The 26,652-nt window shown below is 61.9% G+C and carries 25 protein-coding genes and 2 pseudogenes; 9 read left to right on the plus strand and 18 right to left on the minus strand.

The window, feature by feature from the left end:
* Positions 1–59: 59 nt before the first annotated feature.
* A complete protein-coding gene (locus MHI61_RS30420; RefSeq protein WP_239793144.1) occupies positions 60–293 on the minus strand; it encodes a hypothetical protein in 234 nt (77 codons plus the stop codon).
* Between the two features lie 64 nt (positions 294–357).
* Positions 358–1,608 (minus strand): DUF763 domain-containing protein, encoded by a 1,251-nt coding sequence (locus tag MHI61_RS30425; RefSeq protein WP_239793145.1) that lies wholly within the window; start codon positions 1,606–1,608, stop codon positions 358–360.
* Positions 1,609–1,698: 90 nt separating this feature from the next.
* On the opposite strand from MHI61_RS30425, the gene MHI61_RS30430 reads away from it, so the two are divergent.
* Positions 1,699–3,216 carry a phospholipase D-like domain-containing protein gene (locus tag MHI61_RS30430; RefSeq protein WP_239793146.1) on the plus strand — a complete coding sequence of 506 codons (1,518 nt, stop codon included), beginning with the start codon at positions 1,699–1,701 and terminating at the stop codon, positions 3,214–3,216.
* Here MHI61_RS30430 and MHI61_RS30435 read toward each other — a convergent pair.
* Complete coding sequence (locus MHI61_RS30435; protein ID WP_239793147.1) at positions 3,163–4,125, minus strand: lysylphosphatidylglycerol synthase domain-containing protein; 963 nt, start codon at positions 4,123–4,125, stop codon at positions 3,163–3,165. The genes MHI61_RS30430 and MHI61_RS30435 overlap by 54 nt on opposite strands.
* A gap of 124 nt (positions 4,126–4,249) precedes the next feature.
* Between MHI61_RS30435 and MHI61_RS30440 the strand changes: the two genes are divergently transcribed.
* The gene (locus MHI61_RS30440) at positions 4,250–4,978 is read left to right on the plus strand and encodes an endonuclease/exonuclease/phosphatase family protein (protein ID WP_239793148.1); all 729 of its coding nucleotides are present in this window, start codon (positions 4,250–4,252) and stop codon (positions 4,976–4,978) included.
* A gap of 296 nt (positions 4,979–5,274) precedes the next feature.
* On the opposite strand, the gene MHI61_RS30445 is transcribed toward MHI61_RS30440, so the two are convergent.
* The 13 genes from MHI61_RS30445 to treZ all read right to left on the minus strand — a co-directional run bounded on the left by MHI61_RS30445 (position 5,275) and on the right by treZ (position 12,847).
* Positions 5,275–5,526 carry a hypothetical protein gene (locus tag MHI61_RS30445; protein ID WP_239793149.1) on the minus strand — a complete coding sequence of 84 codons (252 nt, stop codon included), beginning with the start codon at positions 5,524–5,526 and terminating at the stop codon, positions 5,275–5,277.
* A gap of 193 nt (positions 5,527–5,719) precedes the next feature.
* On the minus strand, positions 5,720–6,211 hold the full coding sequence (locus MHI61_RS30450) for a hypothetical protein (protein WP_239793150.1): 492 nt from the start codon (positions 6,209–6,211) through the stop codon (positions 5,720–5,722).
* Positions 6,212–6,339: 128 nt separating this feature from the next.
* A complete protein-coding gene (locus tag MHI61_RS30455) occupies positions 6,340–6,603 on the minus strand; it encodes a hypothetical protein (protein ID WP_010026897.1) in 264 nt (87 codons plus the stop codon).
* 100 nt (positions 6,604–6,703) lie between these two features.
* A complete protein-coding gene (locus tag MHI61_RS30460) occupies positions 6,704–6,934 on the minus strand; it encodes a hypothetical protein (RefSeq protein WP_097581059.1) in 231 nt (76 codons plus the stop codon).
* Positions 6,935–7,143: 209 nt separating this feature from the next.
* Positions 7,144–7,392: a hypothetical protein gene (locus MHI61_RS30465; protein ID WP_239793151.1), complete on the minus strand. Its 249-nt coding sequence runs from the start codon at positions 7,390–7,392 to the stop codon at positions 7,144–7,146.
* 67 nt (positions 7,393–7,459) lie between these two features.
* Positions 7,460–7,864, minus strand: coding sequence for a hypothetical protein (locus MHI61_RS30470; RefSeq protein ID WP_239793152.1), 405 nt, complete (start codon positions 7,862–7,864; stop codon positions 7,460–7,462).
* A 134-nt stretch (positions 7,865–7,998) separates the two neighbouring features.
* A complete protein-coding gene (locus MHI61_RS30475; RefSeq protein ID WP_170964797.1) occupies positions 7,999–8,160 on the minus strand; it encodes a hypothetical protein in 162 nt (53 codons plus the stop codon).
* An 80-nt stretch (positions 8,161–8,240) separates the two neighbouring features.
* Positions 8,241–8,429, minus strand: a complete 189-nt coding sequence (locus MHI61_RS30480; protein WP_239793153.1) for a hypothetical protein — start codon at positions 8,427–8,429, stop codon at positions 8,241–8,243.
* Positions 8,430–8,438: 9 nt separating this feature from the next.
* Entirely contained in the window at positions 8,439–8,621 is a 183-nt protein-coding gene (locus tag MHI61_RS30485; protein ID WP_239793154.1) for a hypothetical protein, read from the minus strand.
* An 11-nt stretch (positions 8,622–8,632) separates the two neighbouring features.
* Entirely contained in the window at positions 8,633–8,848 is a 216-nt protein-coding gene (locus MHI61_RS30490; RefSeq protein WP_239793155.1) for a hypothetical protein, read from the minus strand.
* A gap of 62 nt (positions 8,849–8,910) precedes the next feature.
* Positions 8,911–9,138 carry a hypothetical protein gene (locus MHI61_RS30495; protein ID WP_239793156.1) on the minus strand — a complete coding sequence of 76 codons (228 nt, stop codon included), beginning with the start codon at positions 9,136–9,138 and terminating at the stop codon, positions 8,911–8,913.
* A gap of 17 nt (positions 9,139–9,155) precedes the next feature.
* Positions 9,156–11,063 (minus strand): 4-alpha-glucanotransferase, encoded by a 1,908-nt coding sequence (gene malQ, locus MHI61_RS30500; RefSeq protein ID WP_239793157.1) that lies wholly within the window; start codon positions 11,061–11,063, stop codon positions 9,156–9,158.
* Positions 11,064–11,089: 26 nt separating this feature from the next.
* Positions 11,090–12,847, minus strand: coding sequence for a malto-oligosyltrehalose trehalohydrolase (treZ, locus tag MHI61_RS30505; protein ID WP_239793417.1), 1,758 nt, complete (start codon positions 12,845–12,847; stop codon positions 11,090–11,092).
* A 507-nt stretch (positions 12,848–13,354) separates the two neighbouring features.
* Here treZ and MHI61_RS30510 point away from each other — a divergent pair.
* The gene (locus tag MHI61_RS30510; protein ID WP_239793158.1) at positions 13,355–13,840 is read left to right on the plus strand and encodes a hypothetical protein; all 486 of its coding nucleotides are present in this window, start codon (positions 13,355–13,357) and stop codon (positions 13,838–13,840) included.
* Positions 13,841–13,903: 63 nt separating this feature from the next.
* On the opposite strand, the gene MHI61_RS30515 is transcribed toward MHI61_RS30510, so the two are convergent.
* The gene (locus tag MHI61_RS30515; protein ID WP_239793159.1) at positions 13,904–15,577 is read right to left on the minus strand and encodes a response regulator; all 1,674 of its coding nucleotides are present in this window, start codon (positions 15,575–15,577) and stop codon (positions 13,904–13,906) included.
* A 10-nt stretch (positions 15,578–15,587) separates the two neighbouring features.
* Positions 15,588–21,888: pseudogene (locus MHI61_RS30520) on the minus strand (HAMP domain-containing protein).
* 214 nt (positions 21,889–22,102) lie between these two features.
* Between MHI61_RS30520 and MHI61_RS30525 the strand changes: the two are divergent.
* The 6 genes and pseudogenes from MHI61_RS30525 to MHI61_RS30550 all read left to right on the plus strand — a co-directional run.
* Entirely contained in the window at positions 22,103–22,555 is a 453-nt protein-coding gene (locus MHI61_RS30525) for a hypothetical protein (RefSeq protein WP_239793160.1), read from the plus strand.
* 26 nt (positions 22,556–22,581) lie between these two features.
* Positions 22,582–22,863 carry a hypothetical protein gene (locus MHI61_RS30530; RefSeq protein ID WP_239793161.1) on the plus strand — a complete coding sequence of 94 codons (282 nt, stop codon included), beginning with the start codon at positions 22,582–22,584 and terminating at the stop codon, positions 22,861–22,863.
* A gap of 326 nt (positions 22,864–23,189) precedes the next feature.
* The gene (locus tag MHI61_RS30535; RefSeq protein WP_239793162.1) at positions 23,190–24,107 is read left to right on the plus strand and encodes a metal ABC transporter substrate-binding protein; all 918 of its coding nucleotides are present in this window, start codon (positions 23,190–23,192) and stop codon (positions 24,105–24,107) included.
* A complete protein-coding gene (locus MHI61_RS30540) occupies positions 24,104–25,003 on the plus strand; it encodes a manganese/iron ABC transporter ATP-binding protein (RefSeq protein WP_239793163.1) in 900 nt (299 codons plus the stop codon). The genes MHI61_RS30535 and MHI61_RS30540 overlap by 4 nt, the downstream gene beginning before the upstream one ends.
* Positions 25,000–25,860, plus strand: coding sequence for an iron/manganese ABC transporter permease subunit SitC (gene sitC / locus MHI61_RS30545; protein ID WP_275593099.1), 861 nt, complete (start codon positions 25,000–25,002; stop codon positions 25,858–25,860). The genes MHI61_RS30540 and sitC overlap by 4 nt, the downstream gene beginning before the upstream one ends.
* A pseudogene (locus tag MHI61_RS30550) lies at positions 25,857–26,642 on the plus strand (metal ABC transporter permease); the annotation flags it as partial. The gene sitC and the pseudogene MHI61_RS30550, both read left to right, overlap by 4 nt.
* Positions 26,643–26,652: the final 10 nt, after the last annotated feature.

The following is a 26,652-nucleotide window of genomic DNA, read 5'->3' on the forward strand; positions in this document are numbered from 1 at the left end:
CTAAATCAACCGGACTGACGAGCACTCCAGCGATCTTCGAATTCGCTCTGAGAAATCTCCTACGGCTCAAACTCGCTATCCGCAGCGATTTCCGCCAGTGAAGGAACCGGGACGATGCCGAGCATAGTGCCTCCGACAGCTTCGCTCGCGCTCGCATATCCCACTGTGCCGTTACGGAATATCTCCAGTTTCCGCGTTTCGAAACGCTCCCGGTCCAGTTCGCTCCACAAATCGACTGGCTCCTCTGGGAAATCATGAAGCCATTGCACTCGGATATAGGTGTGTTCGCTCATGCCCCTGAGATAACGCGCCCAAGAGCCTTTGCCAACGTTGTCGCTATCTTCCTTAATTTATGGCCTAGCTCTCATCCACCGGCGGCGCCTCCCAGCCGAAGACACTGCGGCCGCCGAAATCGGCGGATTGACGGAATTCGCCGGCGATGATTTCCTTGAGGTCGGGGCCGGTCACGTAGCGTTCCATCTGCCGGGACTGTTCGTCGAGGCGCTTCAGCGCCTGCAACTCCTCCTCCCGCCCGAGCTTGCCCTTCAGCACCGCTGATTTCATCACGCCGATCGTCTCGTCATAAACCTTGAGCGGCACCGGGAAGGGATGGCGGTCCTTGCCGCCATGGGCGATCGAGAAGCGCGCCGGGTCGGAGAACCGGCAGGGCGCACCGTGGACGACCTCCGCCACCATCGCCAGCGCCTTCACCGTGCGGGCGCCGACACCGGGAACGAGCAGCAGCTCTTGAAAATCCGCCGGCCCGCGATCGGCCGCGGCGGCGAGATTTCCATGCAGGCGGCGCATATTGACATCGCTCTCGCGGACATCGTGATGGGCGGGCATGATCAGGTGCGGCAGCATCGGCTGTTCGGCGGGCTCGGGCTCCGGTTGCTCGGCGCGTTGCAGCGCCGCCGCCTCGCGGACGATCCTGTCGGGACCGAGGGTCGCCAGCAGATCGAGCTGGCCTCGCCGCGAGCGCTCGGCGCGCCAGTCGGCGAGATTGACGATCTCGCCCTGGCTCCGTCCCTCGATCGCCGCATGCGGCGAATCGACGAAACTTTCGAGCCCTTCGGACAGCCAGTGATAGCGGCGGGCCTGCCGCCGGTCGCCGTTCATGCCCTGCTGCACGACCACCCAATGGCCGTCGTCGGCGACGATGAAGCCGTGGAGGTAGAGATCGAAGCCGTCCTGAAGGGCGGCGCTGTCGACCTTGGCGATGAGACGGCTGGTCGTCGCCAGCCCCTCCCCGTTAAGGCCGACGCGCTCGCCGATCGAGACGAGCTCCTGCGGTGTCTTCCGCGAGTGCTGGCCGCGTCCGCCGCAGACATGCAGTCCGAGTTCACCGGCGCGCGGTTTCAGCCCGCGCTTCAAGGCGCCGAGAACGCTGGTCGTGATGCCGGAGGAATGCCAGTCCATGCCCATGACGGCGCCGAAGGACTGGAACCAGAAAGGGTGAGCGAGCCGGCGCAGAAACTCATCGCGACCGTAGTGATGAACGATCGCCTCGGTGATCAGCGTGCCGAGCCGCGTCATCCGGTCGCTGAGCCAATGCGGCACACGTCCCCCATGAAGGGGAAGATCGGCGCTGCCTGCTCGCTGTGACATTTCTTTTCCTTACATTTTCCATCGCCGGCTGCGATCGGGAACTCGGGAAAGTCCCGGGCGTTTGCTTTCAGTCGAAAGGCCGAGGCAACCATGACCGCGTTAGAAACCATGCTCAATCAACCCTACCTGCTTAGAACAAAAGCGCAACAGCCAGGCGGCGGTGAAAAACAGGAACTCGAAGGCTACGCCGAAAAAGCGGCATTCCTGATCAATGGCAACCGGTATTTCGCCGAGCTGGCGCGGGCGCTGCGGCAGGCGCGGCGCAGGGTCTGGATCGTCGGATGGGATTTCAATCCTGATATTCCGATGGAGCCGGAAAAATCCGGCGAAACCTTGGCCGAGCTGCTGCATGCCGTGGCAGAGGCAAATCCGGCGATCGAGATACGCATCCTCATCTGGACGCTCGGACCGATCTATTCGGGAAAATCCCTGCAGGTGCTTCGGAAGAAAAACTTCCCGAGGAATGCCAGGATCGATCTGCGCTTCGATCTTCAAAACACCGTGCGCGGCTGCCATCATGAGAAACTCGTCTGTATCGACGATGCCGTCGCCTTCATCGGCGGCATGGACGTGACGTCGCGGCGATGGGATACGAGACGCCATCGCGCCAAGGAGGCGCTGCGACGTGACCCCGAAGGCGTGTCCTACGATCCGCTGCATGACGTTCAGGCGATGGTCACCGGCGACGCCGCCAGGCTGATCGGCGATATCGCGCGGCGGCGCTGGGAAAACGCCACCGGCGAAAACCATGGACCGCTTGCCGAGAGCTACCCTTTCACATGGCCGGACGATCTTGCCGTTTCGCTGAAGCAGATCCCCATCAGCCTCGTGCTGACGGAGCCGGCGACGACTTTCCGCGCTGGGGTCAGCGACGGAATCGCCTCGACACTCGATATCATCGCCCGGGCGCGGCGGCAGCTTTACATCGAAGCGCAATATCTCGCCTCCTTCCGCATCGCCGACGCCCTTGCCGCGCGGCTGCAGGAGGAAGATGGCCCCGAGATCGTGGTCATCTGCACGCGCCGTTCGCACGGCCTGATCGAAAAGCTCGTCATGGGCGGCAATCGCGACCGCGTCATCCGTCGCCTCAAGCGCGCCGATCGCGCCGATCGGTTCAGGGTTTATTATCCCGTCGTGCCCGGGCCGCCAGTGGCCGGGCCGCCAATGCCCGGGTCGCCAAAGGAAGACGGGGTGGAGGTGCTCATCCATTCCAAGCTGATCATTGCCGACGACGAACTGATCCGCATCGGCTCCTCCAATCTCAACAACCGCTCGGAGGGATTGGATTCGGAATGCGACATGCTGCTTAAGGCCGGCAATGACGAACATCGCCGCCGAATCGCGGACTTGCGCGATCGCCTGCTGGCCGAATATCTCGGAACGACCCCGGAGACCTTCGCCGCGGCCTTTGCACGGAGCGGCTCGATCATCCGGGCAATCGATACGCTCAATGATGGGCCTCGGCGCTTACGGGAATTTGCCGTCGATCTGTCGGGCAGTATTGCGCCCATAAGAGGCACCTCGTTCTTCGATCCGGCCCGGCCTTTCAGGCTCCTAGACCGACTGGGCCTCGGCGCGCTCTTCCGTCTCTTCGTCCGCCCCGCGTGACCGGCGCCGGAAGATCAGTTCGCTGACGACAAGAAGCGTGGTGCCGAGCGCCAGCGGAATGAAGAAATAGCTGCAGCGAAATGCAATCAGCGCGCCGATCGAGGCCTCCTGCGGCACGACATAGGAGACCGTCGCCTCGAGTACGCCGAGACCACCGGGGACATGCGTCGCAAGGATCGCGGAATTGGCGAGCACGTAAGCCGTCACCGATTTGAAGAAGGCAACGTCGCCGAAGACAGAGAGCATCTGGTGCAGGCAGGCGGACACCAGCATGAAATTGATCGTCCCGACCCCGATCTGGGCGAGCGCGATCGAAAATCGCGGCAGCTGAAACGACCAGTGCCAGAGCCGCAGCCTGCCGCGGATGAAAAACGCCAGCCCCGCATAGACGACCGGCACGACGAGCGCCAGCAGACCGAAAAGGCGGGTGCTCGCCGGGTCGATGCGCAGCAGACGCGCGGCATCGCCGGGATTGACGATCAGGGCAAGGCCGCCGAGCGTGATCAACCCGAGGCCGACGGTGACGCCGCAGAACAGGATGATCTTCGCCACGTCCACGGCCGTCAGGCCCCAGCGGGAATAGTAGCGATAGCGGAAGGCGCCGCTGCTCAGCCCCGCAAATCCGATATTGTGGCCGAGCGAAAGGCTGATGAAGGAGGCGAGCACGATCTTCCGGTAAGGCAGGGATTTGCCGAGTGAGCGGATCGCCAGCAAGTCGAAACAGCTCAGGCATAGATAGGATGCCGCCGCAAACAGGAGTGCTGTGCAGAAGCTCGGAAAAGGTATGCTGCGGACCGATTGAACGATCTGCTCCAGGCTGTACTGGCGGAAGATCCGATAGAGAAGAAAGCCCGCGATACAAAGGGCAGCAACGAGCAGTCCATTCCAGATTGCGTTTTTCAGACTCATCGATTGTCCGTTTCGAGGTGCGAGCGCCATGGCTCGATCATCCTGGAACGATCAAAAGAGTTTTGTGTTCCCCTCGGGGAGAACGAACCCTGTCTCTCGAGGGGAGACCAGCTTTAGCGGGCCTATGCCGGATAGATCGATCAAACTCCTGACCTATAACGTGCACAGCTGTATCGGCAACGACCGGAAGCTCGACCCCGGCCGCATCGCGTCGGTCATTGCCGAGGCTGGAGCCGATATCGTCGCCCTGCAGGAAGTCGATGTCCTGAGGCGTCGGACCGGCGGCGTCGATCAAGCCCATGCGATCGCCTCGCTGCTGAAGATGCAGGCGCATTTCCATCCGGCGCTGTCGGTTGCCGAGGAGCAGTATGGCGATGCGATCATCACCGCGCTGCCGACAGGCGCGGTCAAGGCCGGCCCTCTGCCCTCCATCGGCGAACAGCGCGGCGCGCTTTCCGTCGAAATCCTAGTCGGCGACAGGAAGCTCCTGGTGATCAACACCCATCTCGGCCTTCGCGGGCGCGAGCGCATCCGGCAGATGACCACGCTGTTGAATGCGGGCTGGCTGCGCGGCGCGGCGAACGAACCTCTTCCCTGCATTCTCTGCGGCGATTTCAATGCCATTCCATCATCGGCGACGTACCGACTTGCCGCGCGGTCGTTGAAGGACGCCCAGCTCGCGGGCAAGGCCGCCGCGAAAGCGACCTTTCCCTCCCTCTACCCGCTGATGCGTCTCGACCACATCTTCGTCACCGACGATCTCGTCGTCAAAAAGGCCACCGTCCTGCAAAATCGGCTGACGCGGATCGCCTCGGACCACCTGCCTCTGTTTGCGGAAATCGGTTTCGCCTGATCGTCGGCGTGGCACATCCGGACATCATGCCGTGGGCGCCGTGGACTTTTATGCATCGAGCCTGCCTCAGGGGCGGATGGATATTTTCAACTCCGTCCTCCAATCCTTGAGCCGTTTTCGCAATCTGTCGGCGGCAATGGCCGAGTTCCCAGCCAATGCCACGCGGGAAAAACGCGACGCCGTCACTTGCCGATCAAGATCGTGCAGATCATCGGCGTCATGGACGACATCGCCTTTCAAACGAACCTGCTCAGGAAGAAACGGACAGGCGCGGCGTGGCCGCTGCCTGAGGGGAGTCAGTGACGGCTGTAGAGCGGCGGCGTCACATCTTCGTCTGCGAGGTCGGGATAAAGCTGCCTGCGGGTGCGGGCGAGCGCTTCTGCCTCCCGTCGATTCCGTTCCAACAGAACGGCGGTGACGTCCGTAAAGGGCTCGCCGTCCGACAAGGCGACGCGGACGGTACCGCCCTGCGAGAGGAAGTCGCAGAAAGACCGCATCGAGCGAAGACGCGTCGTGATCTCGATATAGCGGTCGTCATGTCCAGCCATATTCATCTCCCTTCCAGACCGTAAGATGGCGCGAACACTTCGGCGAGAAGATGGCGCTCGTTCAGCCTAGAACAGGATGATTTTAGGCCCGGTCGGCCTAAATCTGAATCCTGTTCTAAATTAAAGAGTTAGAGCATGATGTCGTCCGAAAACCGCTCACACTTTTCGGCATCATGCTCTAGGCCTTCGGACATCAATCTCTGGCCAGCTTCCGGTTGATCGCGGCGGCGGCCAGGGGCAGCGCCGCGGTCGCCACAGTCCCGAGAGGCAAACGCCGGAGCCCCCTGGTGACGACGAAGGCTGCCGCCATCGCGCCCGCCAGCTTGAGCCATGGCCGATCACCGAGTTGGGCATGGGCGCTGGCATCGGCCCAGCGAGCATTTTCGGTCAAGACGGTCGCGGCCTGCCGCCGGATCACCTGCAGACGGGCCTGGAGGTTTTCGAGCTCTTCCCGCAACTCCCTGAGATGGCCTTCCAGAGCATGTCCTTCGGAGGTCTCGACAGTTTCCGCCACATAGGCGTCGAACGGAATCTCCCCGCCAAGCGTGGCGAGATAGGCGCGGTATTCGGCCTCGCTTGCGAAACCCTCGCGCCTGATGAGGTCAGGATTGATGTCCGCCTCTTCTTGATTTGCGAGCGGGATGCCAGCGTCGTCGAGCCTGTTGTCGGATTCGTTCTTGAACATGATGCGTCTCCCGTGTTTCCTCACCGCAGAACGCCCGATAGCTCAAATTGATCCCACTTGCCGACCTGGCCCTGCGGGCTCACGCATGTCGGTGCCGCAAACCGCTGCACACTTTTGCGCGACACGCCTTAATCAAAAAGCTCGCCGTGTCCAATCTGCTCCCGCTTGCCCGGCACCTCGCTGATGATCGGATCGTCGGCAGGATCGGGATCTTTTCTGTTGGCCTCGTTCAAAAATCGCGCGGCCTCGAGGAATGCGACCGATATTTCCTCGGTCCCCCATCCGGCTTCATTGGCGGCAGCAATCAGCTTTTCCAAAGCGTCGCGTGCAGCAGCGCTCGCTTCTTGGAAGCGCTGAGCGGGAGCTTCGGCTTTCGGCCGTGGAAAGGTCATCGTCGTCCCTCCATAGACTGGCTATCGAGGATGAACGCAGTTCCAGGGAAATGGATGCACCATGAGGACGATTTAGCTGCGGATGCGCCGATTTTCTCTATCAGATGACCGTTCGCAACAGAAACGGGGAACGCTCCAGCGGACGCTGGGCGAGGATTCTGAGCATCGCCGAGCCCTGTATGCCGGTCGTGGTGCGCGAGCGGCCATCATGATAGACGACCGTCATAACCTGGCCACGAATATCATAGCGTATCTGCGCGATCGTCCGGGTGTGAACCGGAAATATAAATTCGTCGGGCTCGGATATCTGCCCGGAGGTCTCCAAAGTCATCGCCCATGCCCCAACGATAATAGCGCCCCTGCCCTCATTTCCGCGTGCCAAGCGCATCCGGCCTGGAAATCGGAAGCGCCGAACGCCCCAATCAAGCACATATTGCCTCCACAGTCGCGTGACATCGGCGTGACATGCCTATCCGTGTTGGAAAAACTGCTTTATAACAACAACTTAGGAAACCACGGGTTACTGCTAAAGTCACGCAATCAGTGCAACGTTTTCTCTACCGCGTGGCCGTGAGGGGCCTGCGGCCAGCATTCGACGGTGAGTGCGAGCGACCGGACCGCCTCGTCCACCCCGAAAATCACGTCCCTCAACCGTTCGATCTCACGATCGAGTTCATACACCTCCGCCTCGTCGAGGTCATTTCCGTCAACCAGCCGCCTCGCCGCTTCGATCAAGCGTTCCGTCCGCCCGACGATAGTAAGAGCGCTGCGTATAATGATGTCGAGCATCCGGTTTTCCCTTGTTGCGTGACAGAGCCTCGGGCAAAATCGGGGTGCTGACAATCCTGAAATCTTGTCAGATCAGCTGGCGCATCCTGTCGTAGAAGTCCCTGACGTCTCGCAAGGCGGATGGCTCGCGACGCGGCGAGGAGACGTGATGTGCGGCAAAGGCGAACACACCCGCGACAGCAGCCACGAGCATAACCGTTGCAAGCGGATGATGTTTGACCACGGCCTCGGTCTGATGGATCGCTTTTCCAGCACTGTCCTTCGCCGATCGCCCGGCCTCCAGCACCTGCTGCTGGAGCATGTCGATCTGTTTCCGCAATGTGCTCAATTCCACGCGCAGGTCCTCTTCGGGCTGCCGGGGGATGCCGACGGATGCGGTGTTGGTATCGATAATGGCTTTCGGCACCGGTTCGCCGAGCTTGGCTCGGCTGGTGTCGAGGGTAGTCGTCTCACTGCTCTTGCGCCGCGGCATTTTCACATCTCCCAAAATCAACGTTCCGACCTCGCGGTCCCTCCATGGAACTGCTTTGATGATCGATTGACAGCGCAAGTCGCGACAATGCGCAACCTGCCTCGCGCTCGCGCCTCAATGCTATTGTCGGACGCCTAAAGCTCGTCGCTGCGACGCCTTACCGCGTGCTTCAAAGCCAACAAGTGTCTGCGCCGCTCCAGCATATAGTCGGCATAACCGACGCAGATAAACAGCAGTGTCGGGCCGGCGTAGATGACGATGAGAGCCAATGCAACAAGGATGAATGCGGTCGTCATGGTCTGTCTTCCATCATGTTGATCCTATGAAGCGACGGACCTCATCCCTTCGGCTGGTTAGCCCGCCGCCAGTCTGCCCCTCACTTCCGCCGCGGGTCGTGGCCATGGTGGCGATCATGCTCGCCGCCACCGCCGGAGACCTTGCTTTGCGAGCGTTTGTCCGGCTCTGCTGCCGGCTTCCTAATGTCGAGCGGCGCCTTGGCATTTTCGTGCGAAGCGCCCGGACCGCCCTGGCGGATGGTCGCGGCGCTCTTCTTGGACGTGGACATCGATGCCTCCTAGCGGTCCTGCTGATGGCCCTGATGGCTGGTATTGATTTTACTGTTGCCTTGCTGACCCTTCTTATCCGGGTCTTCGCCACCGCTTGCCATTGCTGCGTCTTCTGCCTTGGCCTTCGTCGGCTTGCCTGCGCCCTTGCTGCTGACGTTGCCGACTGGAATCGGAGGTAGCCTGCTGCTCATCACGCCTCTCCTCAGTCGGGGTCTCGGTTGGAGCTGTGATCCGAATATTGCTCGGTCTGAAACGTCTTGCCGTCCAGGCCGCGCTCTTTGGAATGTTGTGTCTTGTCGCGGTTCGACAGGACCATATTTCCAGGAAGCTGCTCTTCTTTGAGATCGGTCATGGCGCCGCTGCCATCGCCTTTTCCCTTTGCGCCAGCGCCGATATGTTTCCGGTCGGCATGTGCCATGGTTTTCTCCTTGGTCGTATCAAACAATCCAGATCCACCGAGGTTCCGGGATCGAAGGCAGGTCAGCCGGGTGGACCGGCAGGACGGGCCAACCGCTCGTCGAGATGCCGCCGCAACTCGTCCTTCTGGATGAAGCGGTCGGTGTTGCCCGGCTCGTGATCGGGATGCGATATTTCGACATCGAGATCATCGGGAAGCGCGAGCGCCTGCCGGGCGTTCATGATGCCGAGAGGGACACGCCCTTCTTCGGTACCCACCGCGACTTCGACCAGCTGTTTCTTGGAAGCCATCTCGGCGATCCTTTTCCCTATCTATTCAGAATCCGCCGGCGTCCTATTCGTTCCCTTGCCATTTGATTTTGCGGCCTTTCCTTGCGCATCGCCTCCGTTACGCGCTGGACGAGCGGGCTCGACATCATGTCCTCGAGCGAAACCGACAGCTTCGGCTTCCAATTCGGATAGCTGTCGCTGGTGCCGGGAATATTGGTCGGGTTTTTCTCGTCTGTGAGATCGGCAAGGCGAACCGCAACGAGAAGGGATGGGGTTCTGGCGATGAAGCGATAGGCGCTGACAGTCAGCTGCCTCAGCGACTCCCGACTTGCCCTTGCGTCAAGACGCTGCGGCAGGCCAAAACCGGCGGCCCTGAGCGCCGCCTTCAGGCGTCGCCGCTCGCGCTTGCGGTGTTCGAGATGCTTTTTGGTGAGATGCGGCGGCACGATGCCGTGCTCGCGCCGGTCCTGAACGTCGGCGCCGCGCCACCAGCCGGCCAGGGTCTGATGATCGTGCGTCGAAATGCATGCCAAGGCAAGAATGGGATAGGCAGCCGCCGGCTTGAAGCCGTCGTCGTCCTGTTCGTAGGAAAGGATTCGATAAGAGAGAATTCGGGCCGCCGCCAGATCATCCGGCAGGTCTTCAGGGATCATCCCCAAAGCTTCGCCGATGACGAGGCATCGATGCTCGGCGGACATCTCGGCAAGGATCTGCAGGAGCCGATCCTGGGGATAGCGGACATAGCCGCCGCCCTCCGGGCTGGCGCCGAGCGGCACCAGAAAGAGGCGGCGAAGCGCCGGGACATGGTCGATGCGGATCGCGCCCGCATAGCGCATGGCGGCGCTCACCATACGACGAAAGGGAGACGTTTCCCCCGATGCGATCATGGAAGGCAGATAGCCGGCAAGATGCCAGTCCTGCCCGTCGACGGCGAAGGGATCGGGAGGACTGCCGACGGTGGCCTCGGAAATATAGACATCCGGCTCGCTCCATGTCGCTGAGCCGTCGACTGCTTCGCCGACGGCAAGATCGAGATAGAGCCCGATCCGCATGCCGGCCTTCAGCGCCCGCGCGGCCGCCTGCATCAGCTGCCGGTGGGCGAGCCATTGCAGCCACATATGGAAACGCACATCGTCTTCATGTTCGCGCTCGAATTCGGCGACGGCAGCGCTAGCGCTGCGCTGGAAATCGGACGGCCATTTCTGCCAGCCGGCGCCTGCGCCACGAGCCGCCATGGAAAGCGACAGACATTCGAAAAGAGCGTGCCGCCGCAGGCTGTCGCCGCCTTGCGCGACGAAGGCGTCGAAATCCCGGGGATCATAGGCCTTGTCGGTCGCCGCTCGCGCCCGCCACTCCGGCCAGAGATCCCGCAGCGCTTGAAGCTTGGTTCGTGCGACGCCGGCGTAATCCACGAGCTCGGTTCGGCGAAGGCGTTGCAATTGCCGCTCGAGGTCGTCATTGCCGGCAAAGCCCGGCACCCGGTCGACGGCGATCTGGAGCGGGTTGAGATGCTGGCGGCTCGAGGGCTCATAGGGGCTGCAGCGCTCGGGATCAGCGAGAAAGGGCGCGTGAAGCGGGTTGAGACCGATGAAATCGGCGCCAAGCGATCCCGCCAGATCCGACATAACGGACAGATCCTCGAAGTCCCCAATGCCCCAGTTGCGCGCCGAGCGAAGCTCGTAAAGCTGCAGACTGATGCCCCAGACGCGCGTGCCGGACAGAAAATCCGGGAGGTATGACCTTGGGATCTCCTTGAACGTCGGCTTCGGCTCCTGCCGCGTCGCGGCCGACTCGCGATCAGCCGCTGCCGACAAGTCGACCTTCAGTGCCGAAAGTAGCTTGCGCTTGGTGTCGCTGGAGATCGCCACCTCCCGATTGTCGGGACTGGGCCTTGTCGGGCTGATGCCGTGCCGGCGGGCGAGCCTTTCGATCTCCGAGGGCCTCATGGTTCGATCGCCTTCATCTCATCCCCTTACGCCTTGCTGATGCTCCAGATCACCGTCCAAGGCGCAAGATCGCCATCGTCATTGCGGCCGAGACGGAAGATCGTCTCGCCGTCTTCATGCTGAGGGCCGAGCGTCGCGGCCTCGCCGCTGAGATTAGCGCTGAGGTGAAGGCGCCGGTTGCCGGCAAACGTCCAATCCACCGCCACCGCAGTGCCGGCCGACCGGTAAGCCGCATGTCCGGCGCCGCCTTCCAGCAAGGGAATGATTCTTCGACGTCGCAGATCGAGAAGCGTCCTGTAGAAATCGAGGGTCTCCGAGGAGGCGAGTTTCGACCAGTCGAGCTTGGCGGCAGCGAAGGTCGACGGCGCCGTCGGGTCGAGAAGCTCGTCGGCATCGAAGCCCGGCAGGCGCGCCAGTTCCTCGCGCCGGCCTTTGCGGACTTTGTCGTTCAGATCCTCGTCGAAATCGCAGAAAAACGGAAAAGGCTCTATGGCACCCCATTCCTCGCCCATGAACAGCATCGGGATCTCGGGCGCCAGCAGGTAGATTGATGTGACGGCCTTGATGGCCTCGGCCGGGCTCGCGGCCATGATGCGGTCGCCGAGCGCCCGGTTGCCGATCTGGTCATGGTTCTGGATGAAGGACACGAAGGCGGTCGGCGGCAGGTGGCCGCTCGGCCTGCCCCGGCTCCCGCCGCGGTAGGGCATATGCTCACCCTGGAACACGAAACCTTCCGCCAGCGCGCGGCCGAGCTTATCGGCATCACCGGCGTAGTCGGCATAATAGCCGAAGGTCTCGCCGGTCGCAGCGATATGCAGCACATGGTGCAGGTCGTCGTTCCACTGGGCGGTGAACAGCCGCGCCGCGCCGCTCTCATCGCGCTGCAGCAGGTCGCTGTCGTTCTCCTCGTTCTCAACGATCAGGTGAACCTGCCGGTCGCCGGCCGCTGCCCTGACACGACGGGCGAGCGCATGCAGAAGATGTTCCCTGCTGTCGTCCTTGATCGCATGGACGGCATCGAAGCGAAAACCATCGAGCCGGAACTCGGTGATCCAATAGACGGCGTTCTCGATGATGAATTCGCGGATCATCTCGGAGCCGTCGCCGTCATAATTGACGCCGTTGCCCCAGGGCGTTTTGTGATGATCGGTAAAGAGCGGCGCGTAGGACGGAATATAGTTTCCATCCGGCCCGAAGTGATTGTAGACCGCATCGAGGAAGACCGAGATGCCGCGCTCATGCGCCGCGTCCACCAGCTCCATCAAATCTTCGGGCCGGCCGTAGCTGCTGTCGGGCGCATAGGGAAGCACGCCGTCATAGCCCCAGCCATAGCGGCCCGGGAATTCAGCGACCGGCATCATCTGCAGCGCCGTCACGCCCAGTTCCCGCAGATGGTCGAGACGCTCGATCGCGGCCTTGAAAGTACCCTGCGGCGTGAAGCAGCCGATATGCATTTCGCAAATGATCATCTCCTCCCAGGGCCGGCCCCTCCAGGCAGTGGTCTTCCAGCGGTAGGCAGAAAGATCGACCACCTCGCTCGGGCCATGCACATCCTCAGGCTGGAACCGCGAGGCGGGATCGGGAACCCCGGGACCATCCGGCAGCACGAAACGGTAGCGCGTGCCGACGCCGGCTTCCGCGACCACGCAGCAATGCCAGCCATCGTCGTCCGCCAGCATCGGACGGGGATCCGCGCCTTCGATCCTCAACGATACGCTTTCATGCAGAGGAGCCCAGAGGCGGAACAGAACGCCGTCTTCGCTGAATGCGGGGCCGAACATCATTTTGGTCAAGGGAGAGCCTCTGATGAATGGACGGGATCTGGGTAACTGTCGCAGGAGCAAAAAGTTTCGTCTGCTAGCCGGATGTGGGAATGCTGCGGCCGTCACTCCGCCAGCATATACGAGGCCACGTCCGTCGCCACAGGCCAGATGGCGCACGCATCAGATCGCATCGGGCGCTGGAGGCGCATAGATGCTATCCGTTTTGATAGCGTGACAAATGAAACCGACGGCAAGCGTGACAGTCGATAGTCAAGAAGAGTAGGATTCTCTCCAGCAGCGCATGAACAACGAGACAGAAACGGGACGCAACGATGAATTCAACCCGGTGGATGAATATTGCTTTGCCCGTGGAATTGGCGAAGCACGTCGAGCATTGGCTGCGAACGCAAGTTGCGGCTACCTATGATGTTCATAAGGCAGACCCCTCCAAAGCCAAGCCCCTCGCCGAAGTCTGGAAACGTCTAGAAGCGCGCATGGACCAAATCGATCAGGAGCAAAGGTAATACTGTGAAATATATTTTTAGCCTTGCGTCAATTTTACTTTTTACTGGAGTGCATACGCTTGATTTACCCGAGAGTTTTTCGATAAACTCTCTCAATTCCATCGAAAACAAGTGCCCAGGTTTCGGTAAAAATTCGCCGGATGCGGCACTTGTATTAAAATGCGATGGAGACAGGCGAACCTTGAGGATCGCAAAGACACTTAGACTTGATGGCTCTTCGTACATGAAAGATCCAGATCCCCACGCAAAGGAGATCCTGCGAGATGTCGGCAAAATCATCAACGAAGATCTGAGTATAAAAAATCGACATCTAATGTTTTGCGATCCCACTGTAGATGCTCTCGGCAGATGCAAGACCGTTTATATCCTGAGCGGCTCCAGGGATTTTGATGAGGCGGCTTTGGCGATAAACCCCAAAGATAATAAGATTGATAGCTTCTCGTACTTTCTGATCATCGCTTGGGAGCGAGGCAAATATCAGGCGGATTGACCCACCTGCGCCGCTTCAGCCTCAGCCCAAGATTCGGCCGCGCCCTGCCACTCGCTTCGTCGATCACGCCGCCGCGACCTTGTCCCGGAGCGCTTCGTCCATGGCAGCCTGAAGCTGCTCTTGGGTGAACGGCTTCGTCATCCTGAGCATCCGGCCGAGCCCCTGGTCCTCGGCAAGCTCGACATAGCCGGAAGCGAGGATCACGGGCAGGTTGGGGAACGCTGCACGAAGGTGGCGCGCGAGCTCGGCGCCGGTCATGCCCGGCATGGCGTGATCGGTGATAACAAGATCGCACTCCTGTCCGCCGGCGAAGAATTCCAGAGCCTGGGAGGCCGACGCCGCTTCCCGCGGCAGGTGTCCGAGATCCTCCAGCATCGCCACGGTTCCGGTCCTGACGAGCGCATCGTCGTCGACGACAAGAATGGCAAGCGACCGCGACACCGGCTTCACGGGTTCCGCGGCCGCCGGCACGACCGCCGGCTGCGCCTCGGTGAAGCTCTCGGCGACGGGCAGCCAGAGGGAGACGGTGGTGCCCTTGCCTCTCGCGCTCGAAATCTGGATCGAGCCGCCCGATTGCGCTGCCAGGCCGTGCACCATCGACAGGCCGAGACCAGTACCCTTGCCGATCCCCTTGGTGGTGAAAAATGGCTCGGCAGCGCGCAGAACCGTCGCCTCGTCCATTCCCTCGCCATCGTCCGAGACCGATATCTTGATGTAATTCCCGCCCGCAAGGCCGGTCGGCCGTGCCTTTTCCGCTGCCGCAGCGACCGTCACCGCGCCGCCGCTTTCAAGCGCATCGCGCGCATTGACGAAGAGGTTGAGCAGCGCCAGCTCCAGCTGGTCGCTGTCCACCAGCAGCGGCTCCAGATCCGCCGGGATGCGCTTTCGAATCTCGACGCGCGGCCCCACAGCCTTGGCGAGCAGATCCTCGACGTTTTCAAACAGCCTGAGGAAATCGACCGCCTGCGGCTTCAGCTCCTGCCGGCGGGCGAAGGCGAGCAGGCGCTGGGTGAGCGCCGTGCCGCGCTCGGCCGCCTGGATCGCGTTCGTCACCAGGCGTTCGCTGCGCTCATCCGGCGGCAGCCGCTTCTTCAGCAGGCTGAGGCTGCCGAGCACCGCCATGAGAAGATTGTTGAAGTCGTGCGCCACGCCGCCGGTCAAATGGCCGATCGTGTCGAGCTTCTGCGCTTCGAAGAGCTGCGCCAGCGCCTCCTCACGCTCGCGCGTCCGCTGGTCGATCCGGTGCTCGAGTTCTTCATTCAGCTGACGCAACTGCGCCGCCGATGTTTCGAGCTCGGCTGTACGCTGGTGCACCCTTGCCTCCAGCTCGGCATTCAGGCGTTCGAGTTCCCGCGTCTTCCTGTAGAGATCGGCAAAGACCCTGACCTTGGCCCTCAGCACTTCGGGCACGATCGGGACGGAGACGTAGTCGACCGCGCCGACCGCATAGCCGCGCAGCCGGTCCGGTTCGGCCAGCATAACGGCGGAGACGAAGATGATCGGCGTATTCTGATAGCGCGGATGCTGCCGGATCATGCTGACGAGCTCGAAGCCGTCCTGTTCAGGCATGCAGACGTTCACGAGGATCACGGCGATTTCGGTGCGCAGCAGGTGCTCGAAGGCTTCGCGGGCCGATTGCGCCTTGATGAGGTTTTCCTCGAGCTCTTCGAGAATGACTTCGTAGCTCAGGAGCTTCGCGGGCTGGTCGTCGACGAGGAGGATGTTGACGGGGTTCATGGCCGGATCCTCAGCGGTGCAGCCACATGCGCAGTGCCGACAGGAGCTGCTCGGTGTTGACGGGCTTCGCCAGGTAATCCGACGCACCCGCCTCCAGGCATTTCTCCCTGTCACCCTTCATCGCCTTGGCCGTCAGCGCCAGGATCGGCAACCGCCGGAAGCGGGGCTCCGAGCGGATGACCTGCATCGTCTCATAGCCGTCCATCCCGGGCATCATGATGTCCATCAGCACGATCGCAACGGAGGGTTCGTTGTTGATGACGTCAATGGCTTCGCTGCCGGTCGTCGCCGTCAGCACCCGCATGCCGCGGCGCTCGAGCACGCTGCTGAGGGCGAAGATGTTGCGGGCATCGTCGTCGACGAGCAGCACGGTCTCGCCGACGAGATCCTCGTCCGAGCTGTGCAGTTCCTGCAGTGTCGCCTGCTTTGCCGCCGGAAGATCGGCGACCACCCGATGCAGGAACAACGCCGTCTCGTCGAGAAGCCGCTCTGGCGATTCGACACCCTTGACAACGACGCTGCGGGCCATGCTGTGGAGCGTCGCGTCCTCCTCCGCAGAGAGCTCCCTGCCGGTGAAGACGACCACCGGCACCTCGCCGATCTCGGCATCGTCGCGTATCTGCTCCAGCACGTCGAAGCCCGACATATCGGGAAGAGAAAGGTCGAGCACCACGCAGTCGGCGGAATTGCGCCGCAAAGCGGCAAGCGCCTCGGATCCCGAGCCGACGCTGGTGATGTCGATATCGTCATGTCCGAGCAGCGCAGTGACGCTCAAGCGCTCCGCCTCGTCGTCCTCCACGAGCAGCAACTGCTTGCGGCGCGGCTCGGCATAGGCCTTCAGGCGCGACAGCGCCTTGCCGAGACCTTCCGGCGTCGTCGGCTTGCTCATGAAGGCGAAAGCGCCGCGCGTAAGCCCATGCTGCCGATCCTCGTCCAGGCTGATGATCTGCACCGGGATATGCCGCGTCTGCGGGTTCTGCTTGAGCTGGCTCAGCACCGTCCAGCCGAGCATATCGGGCAGGAAGATATCGAGCGAGATCGCCGATGGTTTGTAATCCTGCGCCAGCGTCAGCGCGTCGCTGCCGCGCATCGCCACCAGCACCTTGAAACCATTGTCGCGGGCGAGATCGACCAGGACGCGGGCGTAATGCGCGTCGTCCTCAACGACCAGCAGCACCGAGTTCACCCGCCGCGATCCGGTGGCGATCGTCCGCGACATGTTCGGTGGGCTTTTCGGCGCGGCGGCTTGCCGCCGCCTCGGCGAATTCCACGACATTCGCCGGCGGAACCGGCCTGGGTGCAACCGCACCGGCGCCGACATAGGTGAGCGGCAGGTAGAGCACGAAGGTGCTGCCGACGCCGGGCGTGCTGCGCAGCTGGATCTCGCCGCCGAGCAGGTTTGCCAGTTCGCGGCTGATCGCCAGCCCGAGGCCGGTGCCGCCATATTTGCGGCTCGTCGAGGCGTCCGCCTGCTGGAATGCCTCGAAGATGATACGCTGTTTTTCCGGCGGGATACCGATGCCGGTATCGACGACTTCAAAGGCGATCACCGACGGCGCGTGCCGGAGCGAGGGGTGATCCGACGACCAGCCGCTCGTCGCCGATGCGACGCGAAGTGTCACGCCGCCCTGCGCGGTGAACTTGAAGGCGTTCGACAGCAGGTTCTTGAGGATCTGCTGGAGCCGCTTCGAGTCGGTGATAATGCTCTTTGTGACGTCGGCGCCGACCTCGACCGCGAAGGACAGGTTCCGCGTCTCCGCTTCGTGCCGGAACGGTCGCGCCATCACTTCGAGCAGATTGTTGACGAAGATCTCCTCGGCATCGACCGAGACCGTTCCGGACTCGATCTTGGAGAGATCGAGGATATCGCTGATGAGGTTGAGCAGATCGGTGCCGGCGCCGTGGATCGTCTTGGCGAACTCGACCTGCTTGCCCGACAGGTTGCCGTCGGGGTTTTCTCCGAGCTGCTGGCCGAGGATGAGGATGGAGTTCAGCGGCGTGCGCAGCTCATGCGACATATTGGCGAGGAATTCGGATTTGTATTTCGAGGTCAGCGCCAGTTCGGTCGCCTTTTCTTCCAGCGCGCGCCGCGCCTGCTCGATCTCCTGGTTCTTCGCCTCGACTTCGACGTTGCGTTCCTCGAGCTGCTGCGCCTTCTGCCCGAGCTGTTCGTTGGTCTGCTGCAGTTCGCGCTGCTGCGTCTGCAGCTCGGCGGCGAGCTGCTGGGATTGCTTCAGCAGGCCTTCGGTCTGCATGGTCGCTTCGATCGAGTTGAGAACGATGCCGATCGATGTCGTCAACTGGTCGAGGAAAGAGAGCTGCAGCTCGGTAAATTCGCCTGCGGAGGCGAGTTCGATAACCGCCTTCACCTGCCCCTCGAAATGCACCGGCAGCACGATCGCGCTTCTCGGCAGAGTAGTGAACACGCCGGAGCTGATCGGCACGACATTATCGGGCAGATCAGTGACGAGGATGCGGCGGGCATCGCTCGCGCACTGGCCGACGAGGCCCTGGCCAAAGTCGAGCCGCGGCGGATGCGCCGCCTCGCCGCCTTGCGCATAGACCGACAGCAGCGACAGGAACGGTTGGCTCTCGTCGGCATCCACCTGGTAGATGACGCCCTGATGGGCGCCGACCAGCGGCGCCAGCTCCGACAGCAGCATCTTGCCGACCAGCGTCAGGTCGCGCTGCCCCTGCAGCATGTTGGTGAAGCGCGCCAGGTTCGTCTTCAGCCAGTCCTGCTCGGTGTTGCGCTCGGTCGTGAGCCGCAAATTATCGATCATCGTGTTGATGTTGTCCTTGAGCTCGGCCACTTCGCCGCGCGCATCGACCTTGATCGAACGTGTCAGGTCGCCCTTGGTGACGGCAGTCGCCACTTCGGCGATGGCGCGCACTTGTGTCGTCAGGTTGGCGGCGAGCAAGTTGACGTTGCCCGTCAGATCTTTCCAGGTGCCGGCCGTGCCCGGCACGTTCGCCTGGCCGCCGAGGCGGCCCTCGACGCCCACCTCGCGCGCCACCGTGGTCACCTGATCGGCGAAGGTGGCAAGCGTGTTGGTCATGTTGTTGATGGTTTCGGCGAGCGCGGCCACCTCGCCCTTGGAGGCGACGGTGAGGTTCTGCTTGAGGTCGCCGTTCGCAACCGCCGTCACCACCTTGACGATGCCGCGTACCTGCTCGGTCAGGTTGGCGGCCATGACGTTGACGGTATCAGTCAGGTCCTTCCAGGTGCCGGCAACGCCCGGCACCTGCGCCTGGCCGCCGAGTTTGCCTTCCGTGCCGACTTCGCGGGCCACGCGCGTCACTTCGCCGGCAAAGGCGTTGAGCTGGTCCACCATCGTGTTGATGGTGTTCTTCAGCTCGAGGATTTCACCCTTCACGTCGACGGTGATCTTGCGCGACAGGTCGCCGCGCGCCACGGCCGTCGTCACCTCGGCGATGTTTCGAACCTGGGTCGTCAGATTGGCGGCGAGCAGGTTGACGTTGTCGGTCAGGTCCTTCCAGGTGCCAGCGACGCCGGGAACGACGGCCTGGCCGCCGAGCCTGCCGTCGGTGCCGACTTCGCGGGCCACACGCGTCACTTCGCCGGCGAAGGAGCGCAACTGATCGACCATGGTATTCAGCGTGTCCTTCAGCAGCAGGATCTCGCCGCGCACGTCGACGGTGATCTTGCGCGACAAGTCGCCATTAGCGATCGCGGTCGCCACCTCGGCGATGTTGCGCACCTGTGCCGTGAGGTTGCCGGCCATCGAGTTGACGCTGTCGGTCAGATCCTTCCAGGTGCCGGCCACACCGGAGACCTGCGCCTGACCGCCAAGCTTGCCTTCGGTGCCGACTTCGCGGGCCACACGGGTGACTTCACCGGCGAAGGCGTTGAGCTGATCGACCATGGTGTTGATGGTGTTTTTCAGCTCGAGGATTTCCCCCTTCACGTCGACGGTGATCTTGCGCGACAGGTCGCCGCGCGCCACGGCGGTCGTCACTTCGGCAATGTTGCGAACCTGGCCGGTCAGGTTTGAGGCCATGGAATTGACATTTTCGGTCAGATCCTTCCAGGTGCCGGCGACACCCGGCACCTGCGCCTGGCCGCCGAGCTTGCCTTCGGTACCGACTTCGCGGGCGACGCGCGTCACTTCCGAGGCGAAGCGGTTCAGCTGATCCACCATGGTGTTCAGCGTTTCCTTGAGTTCGAGGATTTCGCCCGAGACCGACACCGTGATCTTCTTCGACAGGTCGCCATTGGCGATCGCGGTCGAGACTTCGGCGATGTTGCGCACCTGCGCCGTCAGATTGCCCGCCATCGAGTTGACGCTGTCGGTCAGGTCCTTCCAGGTGCCGGCGACGCCGAGCACATTCGCCTGGCCGCCGAGCCGCCCCTCGGTGCCGACCTCGCGGGCGACGCGCGTGACCTCGCCGGCAAAGCCGTTCAGCTGATCGACCATCGTATTGATGGTTTCCTTGAGCTCCAGGATTTCGCCCGAAACCGGGACGGTGATCTTCTTTGACAGGTCGCCCTGGGCAACCGCGGTCGCGACTTCGGCGATGTTACGCACCTGGCCGGTGAGGTTGGAGGCCATGGAATTGACGCTGTCGGTGAGGTCCTTCCAGGTGCCGGCGACGCCGCGCACGTTGGCCTGGCCGCCGAGCCGACCTTCCGTGCCGACTTCACGGGCGACGCGCGTCACTTCGCCGGCAAAACCGTTCAACTGGTCGACCATCGTGTTGATGGTTTCCTTCAGTTCCAGGATTTCGCCCGAAACCGGGACGGTAATCTTCTTCGACAGGTCGCCATTGGCGATGGCGGTCGAAACCTCGGCGATGTTGCGCACCTGCGCCGTCAGGTTGCCGGCCATCGAGTTGACGTTTTCGGTCAGGTCCTTCCAGGTGCCGGCGACGCCGCGCACATTGGCCTGGCCGCCGAGCCGGCCTTCCGTGCCGACTTCGCGGGCGACGCGCGTCACTTCCGAGGCAAAGGCGTTCAGCTGATCGACCATCGTATTGATGGTTTCCTTCAGCTCGAGGATTTCGCCCGAGACCGAAACGGTGATCTTCTTCGACAGGTCGCCATTGGCGATGGCGGTCGAGACTTCGGCGATGTTGCGCACCTGCGCCGTCAGGTTCGAGGCCATCGAATTGACGTTGTCGGTCAGGTCCTTCCAGGTGCCGGCGACGCCCGGCACCTGCGCCTGACCGCCGAGCCGCCCCTCGGTACCGACCTCGCGGGCGACGCGCGTCACCTCACCCGCAAAACCGTTCAACTGGTCGACCATGGTGTTGATGGTTTCCTTGAGCTCCAGGATTTCGCCCGAGACGTCAACGGTGATCTTGCGCGACAGGTCGCCGCGCGCCACGGCCGTCGTCACCTGGGCGATGTTGCGCACCTGGGCCGTCAGATTGCCGCACATGGCATTGACGCTATCGGTCAGATCCTTCCAGGTGCCGGCGACGCCCGGCACCAGCGCCTGGCCGCCGAGCTTGCCTTCGGTGCCGACCTCACGGGCCACGCGCGTCACTTCCGAAGCGAAGGAGCGCAGCTGGTCGACCATGGTGTTGATCGCTTCCTTCAGCTGCAGGATTTCGCCGCGCACGTCGACGGTGATCTTCTTGGAAAGGTCGCCGTTGGCAACGGCGATCGTCACCTCGGCGATGTTGCGCACCTGCGCCGTCAGGTTCGACGCCATCGAGTTCACGCTTTCGGTCAAGTCCTTCCAGACGCCAGTCACCTCGGACACCTGCGCCTGGCCGCCGAGTTTTCCGTCGGTGCCGACCTCGCGGGCGACACGCGTCACCTCCGAGGTGAAGACGCTCAGCTGCTTGATCATCGTGTTGACGATATCGGCCGAGCGCAGGAATTCGCCCTTGAGCGGCCGGCCGTCGACGTCGAGCGGCACGGTCTGCAGCAGATCACCCTTGGCGACCGCGGTGATCGTGCGCGTCACCGCCGTCGTCGGCCACAGGAGATCGTCGATCAGGCCGTTGATCGATCCTTCCATCTCGGACCAGGACCCATCGGAAAGGCCGAAGCGCACCCGTGTGCTCGTTCGCCCGTCGCGGCCAACGACCTGGCCGACATGTTCGAGCTGCTGGGCCATGCGCTGGTTGGCGGCAATAATGTCGTTGAGGGCGTCGGCGATCTTGCCGGTGACGCCGGTGAGATCAGAGCGCATCCGCACGGAGAAATCACCGCGCCTGACCGCGACCAGAACCTCGAGAAGCGCGCTGGCGTCATCGAACGCCATGGTTTTGTGGTCGTGCCCATTGAGGCTCTCTACCGCAGCGTTGTCACGCGCGAATTCGCTGGTTTGGTTGCTCACGAAAATCCCCCTCTTCGACGACTGGTAATTTAGTGCTCAACTTGGAAAATGGTATGGGCCATCCCCGGTAGAGCTTATCATGGTTTGTTATTCAAAATGAACTTAATAGCTGCATAAACTCAAAGCCCTGTACGAAGCCGGCTTTGCCGTTTTTCGCGCAGGCTGGAACCGTTCTCCGCCGGCCGTCGTTTCGGTCCTGACAATGGAGAGCGACATGTCGAACGTCTCGAGGACCGGCAAGGAAGAGATCAACAGCGCGACCAGCCCGACCACCTTTGGAAAATCGGTCGAAAGCCAGGCGCAGATCCAGGATGCGGCGGCGGAAGCCTCGCCCGATACCGGCGATGAAATGCTCAACATCTACCGGCTGGAACCGATCGCCGCCCCCGACGATCCGAGATGGGACAATGCCCCCGGCCATGGCATCGTTGTCGTCGCCGCCAGAACGCCTGGCGATGCCAGGATCGTCGCCGCAGCGCGCGAACTCGATTTCATGGAAGTGGATGCGGCGCCCGCCGAGGATGTGACGACGGCCAATGCCAGTGCCTTCCGCGATGACAAGCTCTATACTGTCATCGAGATCGACCGGAACAGGCGCGATATCAAACGCGGCATCGTCGAGGGTACGGTCTCGGTCGACACGATCCGGTCGGTTGAACCGGATTAGAGCCCGCCTCTTTCATTGGAGTTCTCATGAATACCGCCAATCTGCAGCTCAAGGGCCTGATCATGGCGATGGCGTCCATATGCGACGCGATCGTCGAGAAAGAACTGCTCACCCGACAGGAACTCAATGCAGCGCTGTCGAAAGCCATGAAGGCCATCGAGGAAGACGACGATCATGAGCTTTCGGACGCCAACCGCGCTGCGATCCTCTTTCCTATCCGTGTCTTGCAGCTTGCCGAGCAGGCCGCCGGAAAAGGCGAGCACCGGACTTTTTCGGACTATGCCAAGCTCGTAGGAAAACTGAGCTGAGCGTGTTCGAGGGATTTACCCTTGAGGCTGTCGACGTCGAGCCCAGGCCGGCTGCGGATCCACCACGGGGCCTGGCATGACCGTGACAGCCTGACGGCGTTCCGAGGAAAACCCCTCAGCACTTTCCCACGCAATCCAGGCGATTTCGTCTGCGATCAGCCGACCTCTTCGAAAATCCTTGTTGCAATTCAGTCGCAATTGCAGAATAGATAGATACGAGGCTCATCAGCAATAATTGCAAATGCGTCGCATTTACATCGGTGAACTTGTTATCGGCCGTCGCCGTGCGTGCCGAACGGTTATGAGGCAAAAGAAGGGGAATATTCATGCTTAGTTGCCTAAGACGCAGCGTCATAACCGGGATGATGGCCGTTGCCGCACTCGGCCTGATGGCCGGCGGTGCCGCCGCGCAGGAGAAATTCAAAGCGGTGACCACCTTCACCGTCATTGCCGACATGGCAAAGAACGTTGCCGGCGATGCCGCGATCGTGGAATCGATTACCAAGCCCGGGGCCGAGATCCACGGCTATCAGCCGACGCCGGGTGATATCCAGCGGGCGCAGGGCGCCCAGATCCTCTTGTCGAACGGCCTCAATCTCGAGCTGTGGTTTCAGAAATTTTACCGGAACCTGAAAGATGTTCCCGACGTCGTGGTCTCCACCGGCGTCGAGCCGATGGGCATCAGCGAAGGCCCCTATAGCGGCAAACCGAATCCGCATGCCTGGATGTCGCCGAAGAACGCGATCATTTATGTCGACAACATCCGCGATGCCTTCGTCAAGTACGATCCTGAGAATGCCGAGGTCTACAAGGCCAATGCGGAGGCCTACAAGAAGGAGATCGAGGCGACCGTTGCGCCGATCCGCCAGAAGCTGGGTACCATCCCCGAGGATAAGCGCTGGCTTGTATCGAGCGAAGGGGCCTTCTCTTATCTCGCTCGCGACTTCGGCTTGAAGGAGCTCTATCTATGGCCGATCAATGCCGATCAGCAGGGCACGCCGCAACAGGTCCGCAAAGTCGTCGATGCCGTCAGGGCCAATAAGATCCCTGCCGTGTTCAGCGAGAGCACGGTGTCGGACAAGCCGGCTCGGCAGGTCGCCCGTGAAACCGGCGCCCATTATGGCGGCGTGCTCTATGTCGACTCCTTAAGCGAAGCCGACGGCCCCACGCCGACCTATATCGACCTGCTGCGCGTCACCTCCGACACCATCGTCAAGGGCCTTGCCGAAGGCCTGTCGCAATGAACGCGATCGTTCCCCCTGTTTTCCCCGCATCTTCGGATGCGGGGGGCGGTATTGCCGTGACGGACGCCACGGTCACCTATCGCAACGGCCACACGGCGCTGCGCGACGCCAGCTTCCAGACCCCGACCGGCACCATCACCGCGCTTGTCGGCGTCAACGGCTCCGGCAAGTCTACCCTGTTCAAGGCGATCATGGGCTTCGTGCGCCTCGCCAGGGGCGAGATTTCGGTGCTCGGCATGCCGGTCGAACAAGCGCTGCGGAAAAATCTCGTCGCCTATGTGCCGCAATCGGAAGAGGTCGACTGGAATTTTCCGGTGCTGGTCGAGGACGTCGTCATGATGGGGCGCTACGGCCACATGGGGATGATGCGCATACCGAAAGCGGCCGACCACGACGCTGTGTCCAAGGCGCTCGCCCGCGTCAACATGAGCGAATTCCGCAAGCGCCAGATCGGCGAGCTTTCCGGCGGCCAGAAGAAGCGCGTTTTCCTCGCTCGCGCGCTGGCGCAGGACGGTCGCGTCATCCTGCTCGACGAACCCTTCACCGGCGTCGATGTCAAGACTGAAGAGGCCATCGTCAAATTGCTCAGCTCGCTGCGCGACGAAGGCCGGGTGATGCTGGTCTCGACGCACAATCTCGGCAGCGTGCCGGAATTCTGCGACCGCACGGTGCTGATCAAGGGAACGGTACTGGCCCACGGCCCCACAGACGAGACCTTTACACAGGAAAACCTCGAGAAAACCTTCGGCGGCGTGCTTCGCCATCTCGTGTTGAATGGCTCCGGGGGCAAGCCATATCCCGTCGGCATCCTCACTGACGACGAGCGGCCGCTGGTCCTGCGGGAGGGCAGACTGCTCGCGCCTGCCCCGGCGGACGGAAGCGGAGAGCAAGGCTGATGGCCGCCATTCTCGAACCTTTCACCTATGACTACATGCTGAACGCCATGTGGGTCTCGGCTCTTGTCGGCGGTGTCTGCGCCTTCCTCTCCTGTTACCTGATGCTCAAGGGCTGGTCGCTGATCGGCGACGCACTCTCGCATTCCATCGTGCCGGGTGTCGCCGGCGCCTACATGCTCGGACTTCCCTTCTCGATCGGCGCATTCTTCTCCGGCGGCCTAGCCGCCGCGGCGATGCTCTTCCTCAACCAGCGCACCAAACTGAAGGAAGACGCCATCATCGGCCTGATTTTCTCCTCCTTCTTCGGGCTTGGCCTGTTCATGGTATCGCTGAGACCGACTGCAGTGAATATCCAGACGATCGTGCTCGGCAACATCCTCGCAATCACGCCCGAGGATACGCTCCAGCTTGCCATCATCGGCTTCGTTTCGCTCGCCATCCTGCTGGTGAAATGGAAGGACCTGATGGTCGTCTTCTTCGACGAGACCCACGCCCGTTCAATCGGGCTCAATCCAACGCGGCTCAAGATCATGTTTTTCACGCTGCTGTCGGCCTCGACGGTCGCGGCCCTCCAGACCGTCGGCGCTTTTCTCGTCATCTGTATGGTGGTGACGCCGGGCGCGACGGCTTACCTGCTGACGGATCGTTTCCCGCGGCTGCTCGTCATCGCCGTAGCGATCGGGGCAGCCACCAGCTTCGTCGGCGCCTATGTGAGCTATTTCCTCGACGGCGCGACCGGCGGCATCATCGTCGTTTTCCAGACATTGATCTTCCTTGCCACCTTCTTCCTGGCGCCCAAGCATGGAATGCTGGCGAGCCGGCGCAGGGCTGCTCAAGCGCTGGAGACATCTCCATGAACGGTCTCGCCGCCTTGCTGGTGCCGTTCCAGTTCGATTTTATGATCAACGCCCTGATCATCTCGGTGCTGATCGCCATCCCGACAGCGCTGCTCTCCTGCTTTCTCGTGCTCAAGGGCTGGGCATTGATGGGCGACGCCATGAGCCATGCCGTATTCCCGGGCGTGGTGATTGCCTATATCGCCGGCATTCCTTTCGCGATCGGCGCCTTTGCGGCCGGGATGGTCTGCGCGCTTGCCACCGGTTTCCTCAAGGATAACAGCCGCATCAAGCAGGACACGGTGATGGGCATCGTATTTTCCGGCATGTTCGGGTTCGGCCTGGTTCTCTATGTGAAAATCCAGTCCGAGGTGCATCTCGATCACATCCTCTTCGGCGACATGCTGGGCATCGGCTTTCCCGACATAGTGGAAACGGGAGCCGTTGCGCTACTGACGGCCGCCATCATCGCCATCAAGTGGCGTGACTTGCTGCTGCACGCGTTCGACCCGGCGCAGGCGAGAGCGGTCGGGCTGAGGGTGAACCTGCTTCACTACGGCCTGCTCTGCCTGATTTCATTGACGATCGTGGCAGCGCTTCGGTCGGTCGGCATCATTCTCGCCATCTCGCTGCTGATTGCTCCAGGCTCCATCGCCTATCTGCTGACGCGCCGCTTCAGTACGATGCTCGTTTTTTCGGTGGCAATCGCGGTGATCACCGCTTTTGCAGGCGTCTATCTCTCCTTCTTTATCGATAGCGCGCCGGCCCCGACCATCGTACTTCTGTTCGCGATCGCCTTTATTGGAGTTCTTC

This window comes from Rhizobium sp. K102, assembly GCF_022385315.1.
GTDB classification, from domain to species: Bacteria; Pseudomonadota; Alphaproteobacteria; order Rhizobiales; family Rhizobiaceae; genus Rhizobium; species Rhizobium croatiense.

Bases quoted from the DNA above. Each gene is read 5' to 3' on its own strand.
- MHI61_RS30435 (WP_239793147.1), bottom strand. From the start codon at position 4,125: ATGAGTCTGAAAAACGCAATCTGGAATGGACTGCTCGTTGCTGCCCTT.
- treZ (WP_239793417.1), bottom strand. From the start codon at position 12,847: ATGATGTTCGGCCCCGCATTCAGCGAAGACGGCGTTCTGTTCCGCCTC.
- MHI61_RS30530 (WP_239793161.1), top strand. From the start codon at position 22,582: ATGAATACCGCCAATCTGCAGCTCAAGGGCCTGATCATGGCGATGGCG.
- MHI61_RS30485 (WP_239793154.1), bottom strand. From the start codon at position 8,621: ATGAGCAGCAGGCTACCTCCGATTCCAGTCGGCAACGTCAGCAGCAAG.
- MHI61_RS30460 (WP_097581059.1), bottom strand. From the start codon at position 6,934: ATGACTTTGGAGACCTCCGGGCAGATATCCGAGCCCGACGAATTTATA.
- MHI61_RS30495 (WP_239793156.1), bottom strand. From the start codon at position 9,138: ATGGCTTCCAAGAAACAGCTGGTCGAAGTCGCGGTGGGTACCGAAGAA.
- MHI61_RS30470 (WP_239793152.1), bottom strand. From the start codon at position 7,864: ATGCCGCGGCGCAAGAGCAGTGAGACGACTACCCTCGACACCAGCCGA.
- MHI61_RS30425 (WP_239793145.1), bottom strand. From the start codon at position 1,608: ATGTCACAGCGAGCAGGCAGCGCCGATCTTCCCCTTCATGGGGGACGT.
- MHI61_RS30540 (WP_239793163.1), top strand. From the start codon at position 24,104: ATGAACGCGATCGTTCCCCCTGTTTTCCCCGCATCTTCGGATGCGGGG.
- MHI61_RS30515 (WP_239793159.1), bottom strand. From the start codon at position 15,577: ATGAACCCCGTCAACATCCTCCTCGTCGACGACCAGCCCGCGAAGCTC.
- MHI61_RS30525 (WP_239793160.1), top strand. From the start codon at position 22,103: ATGTCGAACGTCTCGAGGACCGGCAAGGAAGAGATCAACAGCGCGACC.
- malQ (WP_239793157.1), bottom strand. From the start codon at position 11,063: ATGAGGCCCTCGGAGATCGAAAGGCTCGCCCGCCGGCACGGCATCAGC.
- MHI61_RS30490 (WP_239793155.1), bottom strand. From the start codon at position 8,848: ATGGCACATGCCGACCGGAAACATATCGGCGCTGGCGCAAAGGGAAAA.
- MHI61_RS30430 (WP_239793146.1), top strand. From the start codon at position 1,699: ATGACCGCGTTAGAAACCATGCTCAATCAACCCTACCTGCTTAGAACA.
- MHI61_RS30475 (WP_170964797.1), bottom strand. From the start codon at position 8,160: ATGACGACCGCATTCATCCTTGTTGCATTGGCTCTCATCGTCATCTAC.
- MHI61_RS30450 (WP_239793150.1), bottom strand. From the start codon at position 6,211: ATGTTCAAGAACGAATCCGACAACAGGCTCGACGACGCTGGCATCCCG.
- MHI61_RS30465 (WP_239793151.1), bottom strand. From the start codon at position 7,392: ATGCTCGACATCATTATACGCAGCGCTCTTACTATCGTCGGGCGGACG.
- MHI61_RS30440 (WP_239793148.1), top strand. From the start codon at position 4,250: ATGCCGGATAGATCGATCAAACTCCTGACCTATAACGTGCACAGCTGT.
- MHI61_RS30455 (WP_010026897.1), bottom strand. From the start codon at position 6,603: ATGACCTTTCCACGGCCGAAAGCCGAAGCTCCCGCTCAGCGCTTCCAA.
- MHI61_RS30535 (WP_239793162.1), top strand. From the start codon at position 23,190: ATGCTTAGTTGCCTAAGACGCAGCGTCATAACCGGGATGATGGCCGTT.
- MHI61_RS30445 (WP_239793149.1), bottom strand. From the start codon at position 5,526: ATGGCTGGACATGACGACCGCTATATCGAGATCACGACGCGTCTTCGC.
- MHI61_RS30480 (WP_239793153.1), bottom strand. From the start codon at position 8,429: ATGTCCACGTCCAAGAAGAGCGCCGCGACCATCCGCCAGGGCGGTCCG.
- MHI61_RS30420 (WP_239793144.1), bottom strand. From the start codon at position 293: ATGAGCGAACACACCTATATCCGAGTGCAATGGCTTCATGATTTCCCA.